Below are 14,950 nucleotides of genomic sequence, written 5' to 3' on the forward strand. Positions count from 1 at the left end.
AAAAATAAAAATGTAATATATTTCACGTAAATTATCCGCGTTTTATTTCCCTCAATAATAACAGTAGTGGTAATCATGCAAAATAATACATGGAAGCGTTCTTTTATTGCAATGTCAATTATTGCAACCTTGGCTGGTTGTAATAGCTCTTCTTCTGAGGATTCTGGTAAAACCTCACCAAAACCGGATGCATATTTAAAAGTCGGGCTTCTCCCTGATACACAAGGTGGTGGTTGGAATGTTGCGATTCACCCGATGGAAGCGGTTCTTGCCAAGCACCATGCTGAAGGGGTTAATGTAGTAATTCCTGTTGGAGACCTGACAGATAATGGTTCTACCAAAGAATGGGAACAGTGGCGGTCGGTAGCGGATAAATATCGCGAAGCGGGTATGGAGTTTCTGCCAGTGATGGGTAACCACGAAACGAGCTGGGCTTATACCGTAGAGTGGATTGATAATATGCGTCACTTCATCCCAGAAGATGCTGTACATATGCCTTCAGCAGAGTGGCTTAACTATTACATCATTCGCGACAATGTCTTGATGATAGGTTTAGCCTATTATAATTTGCCGATTGCGTTTAGCTGGATTGAAGAGATTCTTGCAGAAAATAAAGGTAAGTTTGACCATGTAGTGATCGCTAGCCACGATGGACTTGTTGGCGCAAAATATGGCCAAACCCGTGAGCAAATTGTTCAAGGTGTCAAAGATGACAATCGCCTGTTTGATATCCACAAGGATATTCGTGAACTATTTGCAAAGTATGACGTGATTTGGGTACAGGGTCACGAGCATATGTATCAGCGTTCTCAAATCCATGCACGTGTATACGGTTCGAATGACCCTGGCGGTCGCAGCAATGTCGACACTTTAGCTTCTACACCTAGTGGTGGGAACTACCGTATGCCTTCATACACCCAGATTGTAAGTGGTAACGCCTCGTATAAAGGATATGAATATCGCTATGGTGAGCGTGAGCTGATCCAGGATGTTATTCAGCACAAAATGGCCACGTTGAAACCTGAGTATGACTCAAACCATTATGATGCCAACGCGGCGATTTTGAGTTTTGATGGTAACCGTGTTGATTATCATGCTTACTATGCCCCTCATACTATTACCCGTAATGAAGATGGCATGAAGGAACTTGAAGAGCCGAACTGGACATTGATGGATACCTTCAGTCGTACGTTGGATCGTTGTGAAGCGCTTATTTACCCGAACTCGATTCCTGAGGGGCAGCGTCCAGTACTCAATCATATTGTTGAATACAAAACCAACGATTGTCTGGGCTATGATGGTTCTTCGGCGCGTTTGGTCGGTGGTGTAAATGAAACCTTCAACCGGGTTGATACAACAGAACGTACAATGGGCTACAACGCAGGTCTGACACGTGCAGAGACCATGAATGACATGATGCGCCTGACTTATCAGTTCTTGTTCACGCAAAACAAATCATGGGACCCGAACTTAAACAGTAGTGAACGTGTAGTAGCAGGTATTCCTGAACATGATCAAACTGGTGCTGAGAAGGGCTCTGTGACTGTTCCTGCCACGACAATTGATATGAAGAAACATGTAACGTTGAGCTGGATGCCAAAAACCAACGAGACTCGCTCTGATATTTTGATCGTCAGTGGTTTGCAGAATCACGGTGGTGTCTACCAAAATGCTTTTGGTGGTGAAAAGAACATTCGAGTAGAGTCAGGTTTGCCAGGCTCGCAGCCAGACGGTACGTCAAAAAGGCCACATACTCGACTACCTTTAACAGCGACCCAAGACTGGAATGTCGAGGACATTGTCGCTGATAAATATGGCGTACAGTTCACTGCGGATGCTGGTTTGAATGCTAAAGATCTGGTACTCGGAGAGCAAGTTAACGGTGTCTGGAAGCCGTTGGTCACAGAAAACTGTGTGGTTGATGTGCCATGGGATGGGTACTACTTGGTTAATGAGCCTGTCCGTGATGCAACTTGTGCTGGCCAACCGGTTGTGGGCTACGATAGTCAATATGGTAATCGCTGGTGGATGATTGCTGAGCGTGACTTGGAAATTGCCCTTGTTAAGCAATAACTCCCCTAGATAATACGAAAGAACAATGAGTCAGAGCCGCTGGGTAAACCTAGCGGCTTATGTGTCCAGCATTTACACCAATAATTCTTCCAGGTTGTTAGACAAGGCGCATAAATTGAGCTTAAGTTGCTAACTTTGTATGACTCTTTCCTATACTTGTAGTAAATAACGCCATGTCCGTTTCTACATTTACTTTTCCCTACAAACGTTTTACTCACCCTTTCCAATAACTGAATTAACCGTTTTCAACCTTGTCGGTGCTTTAGGTATCTATCTTCGACTATTAGGGGGTTATCATGCTTGATTTGGCAAATAGCAGCGTGTTGAAAAGTAAGCAGGCAAAAGCGACTACAGCGTCCAATATCATCAAAAATGTAATATTGGTCGACTTCATTGAGCTGTATTCTCCGGCTGAAATAGAGCTGTTGCAGCAAGCGCAGCAACTCATTGATAACGGAAAAGCCAGAGTGCAATCCTTGAAAGAAATACGTAAGCATGAAGAAAAGCAAAGAGAGCGTGTCGAAGCTGTGCTTCATGAACAAGCATACAACAGAGTATTGTCTTGCCTTGAAGAGGTGTCATTGTCAGAGCTGTACTTTATGAGTGTTTGTTTCTCGTATTCATCATCTTCGATTGTTGAGCTGATCCAGGATTATGATCATCAGCATTATCTGGCATCTGTACAGCGATGGTTAGATATAGGGAGTGAGGAAGGTATACATTTCGAACAAACGCCTGAAGAGGTTCGTGAAGAATGGCAATGTGGCATTGCTAAAGCTGCGGTCGAAATGATCAGTTGGCCATGCTTGAAGTACCATCGGGATTATCAAGAGTCAAAGGTGGTGTACGTTGAACCTAAGGGGATTGGGGATGATTTTCCTCAATCGGTCTTTGCCACTGCTATCGAAAATAACCAATCAAACTTGACGGAAGATTGTTTGACCGTCATACAGACGCTCGCTGCTTATGAAAACAATGCAGCGAACGTAAGAAAGATATTGGAGAAATTAGGCCAGTAACATGGCCTTATTTTTTGACAATTAGCCTATTTCGGTTATCTCGACTCTGTCGGATAAGCTCATCACCCATAATTACATTTTCCGCTTTTGCTAACCGATCATAAAGCAGTACGTTGACCGTTGCGGCTAGGTTCATACAGCCGACGGTAGGAACGTAGACAACAGCATCGGCTTGGTCAACAACCTCCTGGGCAATTGTGCCGTCTTCGGGGCCAAAGACATACAAAGCATTTTCAGGATGCTCGAACGCTGGTAGGGCTGTCGCGCCTTCTGCAAGTTCGACACAAACAATTTTGGTATCGGCAGGTAAATCATCAAGTAGCGATTCTACGTTGGTCAGTGGGATTTTATCTGTAATGTCTTTGGTGTCCGTATGGAATTTAGCCGCATAACCGTAGCGGTTACCCGTATACTTCACAGAATCGACACGATAGCAGCCCGCTGCCCGCATTACCGCCCCAACATTGGTAGGGCTTTTAGGGTTACTTAGTCCAATACTGACTCGGTTGTTTTTCATTGATGATTTCCGCAGAGCTTGTTTCAAGCGCGGCATAGTAGCAGAGAGGTGGGGCAAGGGGTAGGTGGACATACTATAAGCTGACACTGAAATTGTGTAAAAACCTCTTATTGGTGTGGGTTTTGTACATAAATACAGCAAACGATACCTTTTGAGCTGGCTCAGCAGCAGTAAACGTTGGTTAAATCACTAAATTATAATAATTAACTGTCTACACTGGATGTAACTGATTGTTTATGGAGGGAGCCATATGACTATTCAAACGCTTAGCAGTGATAAACTGTATCGCGCCTCAGAACTAAATGGCTTGCCTGAAGGTTGTAAGTCGACCAAGAATCTCACCCCGCTTGATGAGATTGTCGGGCAAGAGCGTGCCCAGAAGGCCGTTGAATTTGCCATGTCTATCAAGGAGAAGGGGTACAACATCTATGCTATTGGCCGTAACGGCCTTGGCAAGCGCACTATGGTGTTGCGCTACCTCAATCGCCACGATCCTAACGGAAATGGTAATCCTCTATACGACTGGTGTTACGTCGCCAACTTTGATGAAACTCGTAGCCCCAAGGTTCTAAAACTACCTGCTGGCAGTGGTCATGCTTTTAAAAAAGATATTGAAAAGCTGATGACCCGCTTGGTTAAAGCTCTGCCTCTGGCTTTTGATAATGAAATGTATTATAGCCGCTCGGAAAAACTGAAAAATCAGCTGACGGATAAGCAAGAAAGCGCGCTGTTGACGCTCACTAAGGAGGCTAAAGAGCACAGTGTCAGTTTGTCGGTAACAACGACGGGGGAGTATCAGCTTGTTGCCCTCAACGGCGAAGAGCCACACACCGAAGAAACGTTTGCCAAGCTTACGGAAAAAGAGCAAGCCGCTTTTGAAAACACCATCAATGAGCTGGAACGCCAGCTGCGGGATATTGTTCGTCAACTGACTGAATTGGAAGAAGAGTTTTCCGACAAGATCCAGAAGCTCAATGAAGAAGTCGCGCTCGATGTCGTGTCGCATTTTATCAAGACCCTGAAAGAAGAATATAAACCGTTGCCAGAGGTTATCGCCTATTTGAAAGCGATGCAGGCTGATATTCTGGAAAACCTGGATATTTTCTTGGAAGAAAGTGAAGAGCAGGTTGCCTTGGCATATGCCGCGCTTGATAAAAAAATGCCTCGCCGCTACCAGGTTAATGTGCTGGTGAGTCAGGACGGCTCTAAGTTTCCAATCGTGGTCGAGGAAAGCCCGAATTACCACTCTATCTTTGGCTATGTTGAAAACGCGACCTACAAAGGCACGGTATTTACCGACTTTTCGCTGATCCGCCCGGGCAGCTTGCACCGAGCCAATGGTGGTGTTTTGTTGATGGATGCGGTGAAAGTGTTGGAGCGCCCTTATGTATGGGATGGGCTCAAACGCGCATTGCGTTCTCGTAAATTAAGTGTGAGTTCACTGGAAAAAGAAGTGACGCTGTCGGGGACGATTTCGCTGGATCCGGAACCCATTCCACTGACCGTGAAGCTCATCTTGTTTGGTGATTATCAGACATACCAGCTTCTGCAGCATTATGATCCTGAGTTCAGTGAGCTGTTCCGTGTCACGGCTGATTTTGAGGATGAGATGAACCGCACCGATGAGTCGGAAGCACAATATGCCAAGTTCATTTCCAGTATCGTTAACGACAATAAGATGCTTCACTGTGATCGTAAGGCGATTGGCCGGATCGTCGAATATAGTTCTCGTCAGGCCGATGATCAGAACAAGCTGTCTTTGCACTCTGCGGATATTGCCAATCTGCTGCGTGAGTCTAATTATGTTGCTAAATCGTCCAATGCCACGATGATCAGGGCCAATCATGTTGAGCTTGCATTGAGTAACCAGGAATTGCGGGTCAGCAGGCTTAAAGATCACGTTATGCAAACCTTTACCAACGGTACAACCCTGATTGATACCGTCGGCGAAGTGATAGGGCAGGTGAATGGCTTGTCGGTCATTTCAACATCAGATTACCAGTTCGGCTCACCGAACCGTATTACCGCAACGACGTCCTACGGTGAGGGTGGCGTTTTTGATATTGAACGCAGTGTCGATCTTGGCGGCCGGATCCACTCCAAAGGCGTGATGATCCTATCGGCCTATCTCGCATCGGTGTTTGGCCGCAACAAGCGGATCCCGCTGACGACCCACCTGACTTTTGAGCAATCTTACGGTGGTGTCGATGGGGATAGTGCGTCGATGGCTGAGCTGTGTGCCATTGTTTCTGCCTTCTCCCAAATGCCAATCAGGCAGGATGTCGCCATTACCGGTTCGATGAACCAGTTTGGTGCCGCCCAGCCGATTGGTGGCGTTAACGAGAAAATCGAAGGCTTCTTTGATGTCTGTGCAATCAAAGGTCGTACGCCAGGCCAAGGGGTGATCATCCCTCAGTCTAATGTGCATAACCTGATGCTGAGAAAGGATATTGTTGACGCTGTCGACAAGGGTGAATTCAATATCTGGGCGATAAGCCATGTGACGGAGGCGATTGAGATCCTGATCGGGCAGGTTGCAGGCCAAGCTGGCTTGGATGGAATCTATCCGGTCGACAGTGTGCTAGGCCAAGCACAATTGAAGCTTAACGCACTCCGCTAGTCTAACAAGGTTCGGCTTAATTGAAAAAGACCGCCAGAAGTGGCGGTCTTTTTTAGTTTTGGTTCTGGTTATTATACCGGTAACTACTTACTCGGCGCCGCACGCTGGCTACCGAAAATGTTTATAAGCGTACCGACAATGATCAAGCTGCCGCCCAGTAGCGTCCAGACTGAAGGCAGCTCATTAAATAGGAATGCGCCGAGCAGGATCGAAAAGACCACTTGAATGTAGGAGTAGGCGGTAGCCTTGCTTGCCGCTTCGGTTTGCATGGCTTTGGTCAAGCAGACTTGGCCAATTTGGGTGAAGATACCAACCAACAATAACAAGGCGGCCTCGAACAATGTTGGTATTTGGATTTCGCCACCCAGCAGGGTAAGAGACAACGGCAGAGCGATGAACGGAAAGTAAAAAACGATGACCGAGCTGTCCTCGCTTCTGCTCAAGCGTTTGACAATGGTATAGGCAACCGCACTGAAAAATGCACCCAACATGGCGATACTGACGGCAAAAGTAGGAAGTTCAACCGCGCTACTGGCAAGCATATTGGGTTTCACGGTAATGATGAGACCAATGATGCTCAGCACAATACAGGCAATGGTTGACAGTTGGATCCGTTCTTTAAGGAAGAGCAGTGCCAGTACAGCGGTAAATACCGGATGCAGGTATTGTAGGATCGTTGCTTCAGCCAACGGCAAATGGGCAATCGCATAGTAGACACAGATCAGTCCCAGTGTACCGACGGTACCCCTCGCGACTAAGAGTGGCTTGTTGTTACCCCACACCGGGATTTTTTTGCGCTTGATGTCGAGGTAGCTGATTATGAGTGAGATAAACGCCCTTGCGGCTACAATTTGGAAGATAGGCATTCCCGTGCTGCTGACCAGCTTGACACAAGCGGCCATCAGGGCAAAGCCAAGTGCTGAAAGCAGCATATACCTCAGCCCGACAGGGAGTTGGCTGAAGATGGAGTTCCTAAGGAATGGTGGGACAAGGGTTTTGTACATTGGTGAAATTGAAACCTCAGCTGTGGTGTAGCGAAAAACGCTGATCCAAATGATAATGGGAATCGCTGCTGCAAGTTTGCCTGAAAAAAATGCATAACGCATTAGATATGTGTGACAAATAGTCTAGAAATAATAAAACGCCCTAGCATGGTGGCTAGGGCGTATTGATTGTTTGGCGAAACTAGCGAGCCAGTTTATGGTGAGCGCGCGAGAAGTGGCCGGCGCAGAAGGCCCCAACAATCGATAGCTCACCGGCCAGGCACAGGGCTGCACACACTTCTGATAACGCTTGGGAATTTCCGCTGCCGTGCAGACCAAGCAAATCCAGGCAGGCCTTTTGGCTTGGTAGCGATGTTCCGCCACCGACGGTCCCCACCATCAGGTTAGGTAAGGTAACAGAAGCATATAGACCGCCGTGTTGATTCACTTCAATACGGGTAATACCGACAGCAGACTCAGCCACACAGGCGGCATCCTGGCCACAGGCAATATAAAAAGCTGCGAGCGCATTGGCATAGTGGGCGTTGATACCAATACTGCCACTCAATGTACCGCCGATGGTGTTCATGCGGGCAAATTCGGCCATTTTCTGTGGGGTTGTGTGCAGCATTTTTTCGATCAGTACTTTGTCGATATTGATTTCGGCGGTCACTTTCTTGCCCCGCACACCGCGAAGGGTCTGTGCTGTGGCCTTCTTGTCACCAGACAGGTTGCCATCGAGGAAGGCTTCAAGTGGTTTGATCGGGGAGTGAGACAAGATATGCTCGAAGACGGCATTGGTGGAAATGGTGACCATATTCTGGCCAGATGCATCGCCAGTGAGGTATTCAAAAACCAGATAAACATGGTTACCCTCGATATTGACGCTAATATCAGCCAGTTTGCCGTGGCGGGTAGTTGATTCGGCGATAGAGCGGAATTCGTCATACTGGGTAACAACCCAAGCTACAAATTGGCCTGCCTGTGCCAAGTCAAAAAACGCAAAGCAAGGCGTTCGGGTCACCCCTTCATTGAGTAGCATGGCACTTGCCCCGCCGGCCTGGGTAATAAGCTGCGATCCTCGGTTGTAGGAAGCAACAAGGGCGGCTTCGGTTGTGGCGAGTGGTACGTGAAAGTCATCCTGGGCAAACAGGCCGTTTACTCGAAGCGGTCCGGCGATGCCTATGGGCATCTTGACCGTGCCGATGAAATTTTCGATGTTTTTGTTATAGCAGAGCATCTGCTCTTGTGTATGTCCATCGAGCAATTGTGCTTTGGCTTCATCGTTATCGAGCATTTGCCAGCGACGCTCGACCGCTTTGGTCGTGAGGTAAGGCGTGCGTGGCTGTTTCTTTTCCGGCTTGGCAAACTTCGAACCAAGTCGTTGCTGCAGCTCGTCGGCAGTGAAGTCATTGACCACGGTTGTCATATGGTCACGTCGATGGAGATTAAGTTTTGGCATAGCAGTACTTCTTAGCTAATGACTGCGGCGGATTGTAACCCCCTAATATAAAAACACTACTCCTGCCAGTTGGGAAAATCAGCTACTGACAGAAATCATTCAGGTTTTTTTTGTTTTGCGACATTGAGGAATGTTGCCATCCCGCTGATATCTAAATAACCATCAGATTTTTTATGAGTTCGGAGGTATTGATAGCCAGTCACAATTTTTAACAGTTTATCTGCTTCAGTATTGCTGATCTTTTTACCGTTTACATGCTCAAAAGCGGCATTGAGCGCCGGTTTATCGACAACTTCGGCTTGGCGGTAGAGATAGCCGCAGCCTGTCGCCAGCCACTCCAGCGAACAATTCGCCCGCATCGCTATTTGGTTAGCCTTGGCCAAACTCGGCTCGCTGCCTTTTAGGTATTTGCGGAGCAAGGCTTCGCTAATTTCCACCCTGCGGGCAAAACCGCTGATACTTTCTTCGCCGATAAGCGTTCTAAGGCGAGAAGAAAAAGACATAGTTCGTACTCCAGTTCGAGGGTTTGGAGTTATAGCATTGCCTCCAGAGCAGAACAAGCCTAGGATGAATGGCGATTTTTGAGTAAATGGAGTTAAGTCCTGATGGTGGCAAAAGTTGAACTCATCCCTAGCGGGCAGAAGTTTTCTGAATTAGTTCAAGGGTATTGGCGTCTTGCAGACTGGCGGATGAACCCGCAGGAGCGATTGAGCTTTCTAAAGCAACATATTGAGCTGGGTGTCACGACCGTGGATCATGCCGATATATACGGCAACTATAGCTGCGAGCAGTTGTTCGGTGAAGCACTGGCGCTTGATCCGAGCGTGCGCGAACACATTGAAATTGTGACCAAGTGCGATATCAATCTGTGCTCGGACCTTGTGCCAGAGCGCAAAATCAATCACTACGATACCAGCAAGCAGCATATCGTTAATTCGGTGAACAATTCATTGTCTCGCCTCCAGGTCGAGAATATCGATGTCTTGCTGATTCACCGTCCGGATGTGCTGATGGATGCGGACGAAGTTGCTGAAGCCTTTGCTGAGCTCAAGCAACAAGGCAAGGTAAACCACTTTGGTGTGTCAAATTTCACCCCTTCGCAGTTCGAGTTGCTGCAATCTCGTTTGGATGCCCCTCTGGTGACAAACCAGGTGGAGATTAACCCGCTGAACTTTGACGTTGCCCACGACGGCACGCTAGATCAACTGCAGATGAAGCGCATTAAACCTATGGCGTGGTCATGCTTGGGGGGCGGTGCGATTTTCTCAGGCCAGTCGGAGCAGCAAGTCCGAGTGCGCCATGAACTGGATGTCATTCGAGAAGAAGTCGGGGCGCAGAGTATTGATCAGGTGATCTACGCCTGGGTAAGACGTCTGCCATCGAATCCGCTTCCGATTATTGGTTCAGGTAAAATCGAACGCGTGCAAGCTGCGGTGGAGGCACTGGATATCAACCTGACTCGGGAGCAGTGGTATCGCGTGTGGGTTGCCTCGAAAGGTCATGGTGTGCCATAGGGTTGTGTATTTGTGCCAAGCAGGCTCTATCTAATATAAAAGCCCTCAGGCGGTATTACGTCTGAGGGCTTTTTTCAAGCAGGCTTTTAGCTTGCTGCAATAACTACCAGGTACCGGTGTTTTCCATTGATATCCAAGGCTCGGCAGGCGCCAGCGCTTCACCTTTTTGTAGCAGCTCTATGGAAATGCCGTCTGGCGAGCGGACGAATGCCATATGGCCATCACGGGGAGGGCGGTTAATGGTGACACCATTTGCCTGGAGGTGGGCACATAGGTCATAAATATTATCGACACGGAAAGCTAAGTGTCCGAAATTACGGCCACAGGTATATTCTTCAGGATCCCAGTTATAAGTCAGCTCAACTAAGGGCGCGCTGGTGGCTTTCGCATTCTCTGCGTCACCGGGAGCAGCAAGGAATACCAGCGTAAAGCGGCCTTTCTCACTCTCTTTACGGTTCGTTTCTACCAGGCCAAGTTTGTTGCAGTAGAAATCAAGCGACGCGTCTAAATCGCTGACTCGTACCATAGTGTGTAAATATTCCATTGTACTTCCTGTTGTTGGTGGTGTAGCCCAACGCTAAGTTACTATTCTAGCAGTAATTCTGCAACGGCTTCACCAACGCCAGTCGCTGATTGCGGATTCTGGCCAGTGACGAGGCGCCCATCAATAACCACGTTATTTGCCCAAGCTTCAGCGGATATAAAGTTGGCATTGGCTTGTTTGAGCTTGTCTTCTAGCGAGAAAGGGACAACTCCGGTCAGTCCAATAGCCTCTTCTTCTTCATTGGTAAAGCCGGTGACTTTCATGTTGGCAATCAAATGGGCACCATTGGCATAGGTCATATTGACCAAGGCGGCTGGTCCATGGCAGATAGCGGCAAGAATACCGTTTTGTTGATAGATGGCAATGGCAACACGTTTGACATGTTCGTCTTCGGGAAAATCCCACATGGTGCCATGCCCGCCTGCAAAAACAATCGCTTGGTAGTCTGAAGGCATGATGTTGTTTAGCGAATGGCTATTTTTTAAATGATCGACAAGCGTAGGATCGGCAAGGAAGCGGGCATTGAGCGGATCGGCTTCATCCCAGCTCTTGGGATCGACAGGTGTCTCGCCTCCGGCTATTGAGACGATATCGACATCAATGCCTTTATCCACCAGGGCGTAGTAGGGGTGTGTTAATTCCGAAAGCCAAAATCCGGTTTTTGCACCGGTATTGCCTAATGCAGCATGACTGGTAAGTACAATTAATGCTTTTGCCATAATGTGATCCCCCAAGCAGAGTTAAAACTTACAGCGAAAGCATAGTATATCTGCATGATTTCATGTATCAGCCTGCTGCGTCATGGCTCGCCAATGCTTCCGCGATACCTTCTCACTACACTTTACATAGGTGTGTCTTTTCTGTTTGACCCGAGGAGGAGGTGGAGATGCCCAAGCGTAAGTTGACCATCTTCTATGATGGCGCCTGCCCGAGTTGCGTTGATGATCGGGATTGGTTTGAGCACCGTGTTAGGCAATCTGAAAATATTGATTGGTTTGATATTACGGGTAGAGAGGATGAGTTGAGGGCGTTGGGAATTGACCCCTATCTTGCTGTCAGAGAATTGCACGTGATGAATGCAAAGGGGGAGATCCTCAAGGAAATGGACGCCTATATTCTCTTGTGCCGGCAGTTATGGTATCTGCGTCCATTGGCATGGTTTATGGGGTTGCCGTTTGTGAAAATACGGCTTTCGCGCTGGTATAGAAAAACGGTCGACCAGCGATTAGCTGCGCAGGGAAGAATTGAAAGCGATAAATGAATATATGCGCAATCTTTGTTTTATTACGTCGTTTGGATTGAGCCGGATAACAAGCCTGTAAGTGAAAGCCTAGCACTGCCAATTTCGCTCTGTTGGTGGCTTGGCAAAATTCCATCGCCTTTTTTAACGGGGCTGTTAAGCTAGTTGAATATTCGTTTATCAGTAACAGTAGGGAAGCTATGCTCGCTAATCGCCAAGTTCAGGGTTGGAAAACACCACAGAATTTTTTGATCTTAATTTCAATTATTGTTCCGGTTGCTTTTTCAAGCTGGCAGGCACTCCTTAATAACTTTGTAATTGAAGAAGCGGCCTTTACAGGGGCTGACATCGGATTATTACAAAGTGTGCGTGAAATACCGGGGTTCTTGGCCTTTACTGCAGTATTTGTTTTGCTGTTTATTCGCGAGCAGCGGTTTATGATCCTTTCGCTCGCAATGTTAACGCTCGGTGTTGCGCTAACAGGTTTTTTCCCATCTGTGGCCGGCTTACTAATGACAACCCTGTTGATGTCTACAGGGTTCCACTACTTTGAGACGCTGAAACAGTCCCTTTCGCTGCAATGGCTGCAAAAAGATGAGGCGCCAGAAGTGTTGGGCAAACTGATTTCGGTCGGCGCGCTAGCTTCGCTATGTACCTATGGAGCCTTATGGCTGATGCTGGAGCAGCTTCAATTGTCGTTTAAGTGGGTATATCTCGTAACCGGGATGGCTGCTTTTGCCGTGTTGGTATTTGTCGCTTTGGCTTTTCCAGAGTTTAAAAGTGAAACTGTACAGACTAAGAAACTGGTTTTTCGCAAGCGCTACTGGCTGTATTACGCGCTGACATTTATGAGTGGTGCGCGCCGGCAGATATTCATTGTGTTTGCCGGTTTCCTAATGGTTGAAAAGTTCGGCTATTCTGCCGCGGACATTACCCTGTTGTTCTTAATCAATTATCTGTTTAATTGGCTATTTGCGAAAAAAATCGGCCGCTTTATCGGCAAAGTGGGTGAGCGTAAGGCCTTGGTGTTTGAATATGTAGGTTTGATTTGTGTGTTTGCTGGCTATGCTATTGTGGAGCAGGCCGAGATGGCGGCAGTATTGTATGTCATCGACCATCTGTTTTTTGCCCTGGCACTGGCGATGAAAACCTATTTTCAGAAAATTGCCGACCCTGCCGATATGGCTTCCACCGCCGGAGTGGCATTTACCATCAATCATATTGCAGCTGTTGTTATTCCGGTGAGTTTTGGGTTGCTTTGGTTATCGTCACCCTCTGCTGTATTTTTCGCCGGTGCCGCCATGGCCGGCGTGTCGCTGATGTTATCGCTGAATATTCCGGCTAAACCAGAAGAAGGCAATGAGGTGAGGGTATTAGCTTGGCGCTAAAAGACACATTCATTGACAAGGTCGGACTTGAGTGACAAGCATAAGTTTTGCATCATATATCCCATTGATTTCAAGACTGGCTGTTTGGCGTATCTTGAACTCGTGGAACAATACCGATAAAGAGTAAAAAAGGTAAAGATCATGATTTCGAAATGGGCAGTGCGCTTTTTTCAAATGGCGGAGCTAGTTGGCTCATGGAGTAAGGATCCCTCTACGCAGGTTGGTGCTGTGATCACCAAAGGAAACCGTATTGTCTCTGTTGGTTTCAACGGTTATCCTCATGGCGTTTCAGACAGCGCTGATACTGATGATCGTGAAATGAAGCTACTAAAAACACTTCACGCAGAGGAAAATGCCATATTGTTTGCTAAGCGTGATTTGGCAGACTGTGACATTTGGGTCACTCACTTCCCTTGTCCTAACTGCGCTGCAAAGATTATCCAGACGGGTATTTCAACGGTCCATTGTCCTGAGCAGACGGAAGACTTCCTGTCACGGTGGGGCGATAAAATTCAAGTGAGCCAGGAGATGTTTGAGCAGGCAGGGGTAAGTGTAAACTGGCTGCCGCTTAATGAGCTGGATCGCAAAGCTAATTAAGTTCAGTGACATCACTTGGCAAGAAAAAAGGCTGCATTGGCAGCCTTTTTCGTTAATGGCCAAGTGACCTTGGCCATCGTCAGATGCAAAAGTGACAGTTCTCTTCGGTAAGGCCGTGCCGGCCCATAAGATTGGCTATATGTGAATGCCCAGCTTCAACGCCCATCAAGTACCCCTCTTCTATTGTTTCTGGCTTCATCGTCAGGCGTTTGACCGGAAAATTCTCTGGGGGGGCAATGACTTTTACTACCGAGTCAGCCGGCGGATTGCGGATAAATTCCAGTGAGGCATTATAGTTCTCAGCACGGTGCAGCATCGCCTCGGTAACCCCGGGATAGCGTGACAATAATTTTCTCATCAACCAAGGGTGCTTGGTTGGGTTCATGTGATAACTCAAAGGGTGTGAAAGAATTACCGTAATATCTCTTGCTCCGCGACGGTAGGCCTCTTTCACGGGGATTGAATCGGCAACCCCTCCGTCGGTGTAACACCCCCCAGAAAAACAGGGTGGGGTTTTAACTGCAATCGGTAGTGCTGCTGATGCAACCATCGCATCCTTTATGTTGGACTCGGTAATGCGATAATAGTCGGCATGGCCATTGGAGACATTGGTGACGGTTGCCCAGATGGGAATAGAGCTGAACAAGGTTCGTTTATCAATAGGGTAGCGACGATTAGATTCTTTCCATAGCCAGTTTACATCGACTAAATCCCCACCTTTTAAAAAACGCCTGGGGTTAAAGAACCTGTTGCTTGTCGCCAACTCTGTGATCACGTTATAGCTGCGTTTGGGTTGATGAGAAAGGTAGCCTAGCAGGTTGGAAGCCCCGGCTGAAACGCCCATTGCAAAATCATAAGGGCGAAAGTCGGTGGTCATAAAGGCATCGAGTACACCACTGGCAAAAATTCCACGCATTGCACCGCCTTCTACTATTAATGCGCGGCTGTTTTCAAACACCATACAAACCTCATTATCTCAATTATGCGCTAAGG

At 47.5% G+C, this 14,950-nt stretch carries 14 protein-coding genes; 7 read left to right on the top strand and 7 right to left on the bottom strand.

The genetic code is table 11. The features are described 5' to 3' along the window. Positions 1-75 precede the first annotated feature (75 nt). Complete coding sequence (locus C9J03_RS22895; protein WP_082060484.1) at positions 76-2,073, top strand: metallophosphoesterase family protein; 1,998 nt, start codon at positions 76-78, stop codon at positions 2,071-2,073. 296 nt (positions 2,074-2,369) lie between these two features. Next, positions 2,370-3,092, top strand: coding sequence for a hypothetical protein (locus C9J03_RS22900; protein ID WP_044621281.1), 723 nt, complete (start codon positions 2,370-2,372; stop codon positions 3,090-3,092). Positions 3,093-3,099: 7 nt separating this feature from the next. Here C9J03_RS22900 and C9J03_RS22905 read toward each other — a convergent pair whose 3' ends face one another. Then, entirely contained in the window at positions 3,100-3,609 is a 510-nt protein-coding gene (locus tag C9J03_RS22905) for an RNA methyltransferase (protein ID WP_044621280.1), read from the bottom strand. A 250-nt stretch (positions 3,610-3,859) separates the two neighbouring features. Between C9J03_RS22905 and C9J03_RS22910 the strand changes: the two genes are divergently transcribed. Further along, a complete protein-coding gene (locus C9J03_RS22910) occupies positions 3,860-6,229 on the top strand; it encodes a Lon protease family protein (RefSeq protein ID WP_044621279.1) in 2,370 nt (789 codons plus the stop codon). Positions 6,230-6,312: 83 nt separating this feature from the next. Here C9J03_RS22910 and C9J03_RS22915 read toward each other — a convergent pair whose 3' ends face one another. The 3 genes from C9J03_RS22915 to C9J03_RS22925 form a co-directional block, all read right to left on the bottom strand. Beyond that, positions 6,313-7,233, bottom strand: a complete 921-nt coding sequence (locus tag C9J03_RS22915; RefSeq protein ID WP_044621932.1) for a DMT family transporter — start codon at positions 7,231-7,233, stop codon at positions 6,313-6,315. Between the two features lie 181 nt (positions 7,234-7,414). Then, positions 7,415-8,674, bottom strand: a complete 1,260-nt coding sequence (locus tag C9J03_RS22920; RefSeq protein ID WP_044621278.1) for a hydroxymethylglutaryl-CoA reductase — start codon at positions 8,672-8,674, stop codon at positions 7,415-7,417. Positions 8,675-8,769: 95 nt separating this feature from the next. After that, positions 8,770-9,177 (bottom strand): hypothetical protein, encoded by a 408-nt coding sequence (locus C9J03_RS22925; RefSeq protein WP_044621277.1) that lies wholly within the window; start codon positions 9,175-9,177, stop codon positions 8,770-8,772. 102 nt (positions 9,178-9,279) lie between these two features. Between C9J03_RS22925 and C9J03_RS22930 the strand changes: the two genes are divergently transcribed. Beyond that, positions 9,280-10,188: an aldo/keto reductase gene (locus C9J03_RS22930; protein ID WP_044621276.1), complete on the top strand. Its 909-nt coding sequence runs from the start codon at positions 9,280-9,282 to the stop codon at positions 10,186-10,188. A gap of 103 nt (positions 10,189-10,291) precedes the next feature. Here the strand turns inward: C9J03_RS22930 and C9J03_RS22935 are convergent, their stop codons facing one another. Both C9J03_RS22935 and C9J03_RS22940 read right to left on the bottom strand, forming a co-directional pair. Continuing rightward, on the bottom strand, positions 10,292-10,732 hold the full coding sequence (locus C9J03_RS22935) for a VOC family protein (RefSeq protein ID WP_044621275.1): 441 nt from the start codon (positions 10,730-10,732) through the stop codon (positions 10,292-10,294). A 41-nt stretch (positions 10,733-10,773) separates the two neighbouring features. Continuing rightward, on the bottom strand, positions 10,774-11,451 hold the full coding sequence (locus C9J03_RS22940) for a type 1 glutamine amidotransferase domain-containing protein (protein WP_107291752.1): 678 nt from the start codon (positions 11,449-11,451) through the stop codon (positions 10,774-10,776). A gap of 167 nt (positions 11,452-11,618) precedes the next feature. Here C9J03_RS22940 and C9J03_RS22945 point away from each other — a divergent pair, with 167 nt between their 5' ends. The 3 genes from C9J03_RS22945 (at position 11,619) to C9J03_RS22955 (ending at position 13,957) form a co-directional block, all read left to right on the top strand. After that, entirely contained in the window at positions 11,619-11,993 is a 375-nt protein-coding gene (locus tag C9J03_RS22945; RefSeq protein ID WP_044621274.1) for a thiol-disulfide oxidoreductase DCC family protein, read from the top strand. A 179-nt stretch (positions 11,994-12,172) separates the two neighbouring features. Further along, complete coding sequence (locus tag C9J03_RS22950; protein ID WP_044621273.1) at positions 12,173-13,360, top strand: MFS transporter; 1,188 nt, start codon at positions 12,173-12,175, stop codon at positions 13,358-13,360. Positions 13,361-13,501: 141 nt separating this feature from the next. Further along, positions 13,502-13,957 carry a dCMP deaminase family protein gene (locus C9J03_RS22955; RefSeq protein ID WP_039458964.1) on the top strand — a complete coding sequence of 152 codons (456 nt, stop codon included), beginning with the start codon at positions 13,502-13,504 and terminating at the stop codon, positions 13,955-13,957. Between the two features lie 79 nt (positions 13,958-14,036). Here the strand turns inward: C9J03_RS22955 and C9J03_RS22960 are convergent, their stop codons facing one another. Then, positions 14,037-14,918 carry a patatin-like phospholipase family protein gene (locus tag C9J03_RS22960; RefSeq protein WP_044621272.1) on the bottom strand — a complete coding sequence of 294 codons (882 nt, stop codon included), beginning with the start codon at positions 14,916-14,918 and terminating at the stop codon, positions 14,037-14,039. Between the last annotated feature and the right edge of the window lie 32 nt (positions 14,919-14,950).

Source organism: Photobacterium gaetbulicola, from assembly GCF_003025515.1.
GTDB lineage: Bacteria > Pseudomonadota > Gammaproteobacteria > Enterobacterales > Vibrionaceae > Photobacterium > Photobacterium gaetbulicola.

Coding starts and splice junctions, on each gene's coding strand:
- C9J03_RS22895 (WP_082060484.1), top strand. CDS start 76: ATGCAAAATAATACATGGAAGCGTTCTTTTATTGCAATGTCAATTATT.
- C9J03_RS22915 (WP_044621932.1), bottom strand. CDS start 7,233: ATGTACAAAACCCTTGTCCCACCATTCCTTAGGAACTCCATCTTCAGC.
- C9J03_RS22935 (WP_044621275.1), bottom strand. CDS start 10,732: ATGGAATATTTACACACTATGGTACGAGTCAGCGATTTAGACGCGTCG.
- C9J03_RS22900 (WP_044621281.1), top strand. CDS start 2,370: ATGCTTGATTTGGCAAATAGCAGCGTGTTGAAAAGTAAGCAGGCAAAA.
- C9J03_RS22955 (WP_039458964.1), top strand. CDS start 13,502: ATGATTTCGAAATGGGCAGTGCGCTTTTTTCAAATGGCGGAGCTAGTT.
- C9J03_RS22950 (WP_044621273.1), top strand. CDS start 12,173: ATGCTCGCTAATCGCCAAGTTCAGGGTTGGAAAACACCACAGAATTTT.
- C9J03_RS22905 (WP_044621280.1), bottom strand. CDS start 3,609: ATGAAAAACAACCGAGTCAGTATTGGACTAAGTAACCCTAAAAGCCCT.
- C9J03_RS22910 (WP_044621279.1), top strand. CDS start 3,860: ATGACTATTCAAACGCTTAGCAGTGATAAACTGTATCGCGCCTCAGAA.
- C9J03_RS22920 (WP_044621278.1), bottom strand. CDS start 8,674: ATGCCAAAACTTAATCTCCATCGACGTGACCATATGACAACCGTGGTC.
- C9J03_RS22940 (WP_107291752.1), bottom strand. CDS start 11,451: ATGGCAAAAGCATTAATTGTACTTACCAGTCATGCTGCATTAGGCAAT.
- C9J03_RS22930 (WP_044621276.1), top strand. CDS start 9,280: ATGGTGGCAAAAGTTGAACTCATCCCTAGCGGGCAGAAGTTTTCTGAA.
- C9J03_RS22945 (WP_044621274.1), top strand. CDS start 11,619: ATGCCCAAGCGTAAGTTGACCATCTTCTATGATGGCGCCTGCCCGAGT.
- C9J03_RS22960 (WP_044621272.1), bottom strand. CDS start 14,918: ATGGTGTTTGAAAACAGCCGCGCATTAATAGTAGAAGGCGGTGCAATG.
- C9J03_RS22925 (WP_044621277.1), bottom strand. CDS start 9,177: ATGTCTTTTTCTTCTCGCCTTAGAACGCTTATCGGCGAAGAAAGTATC.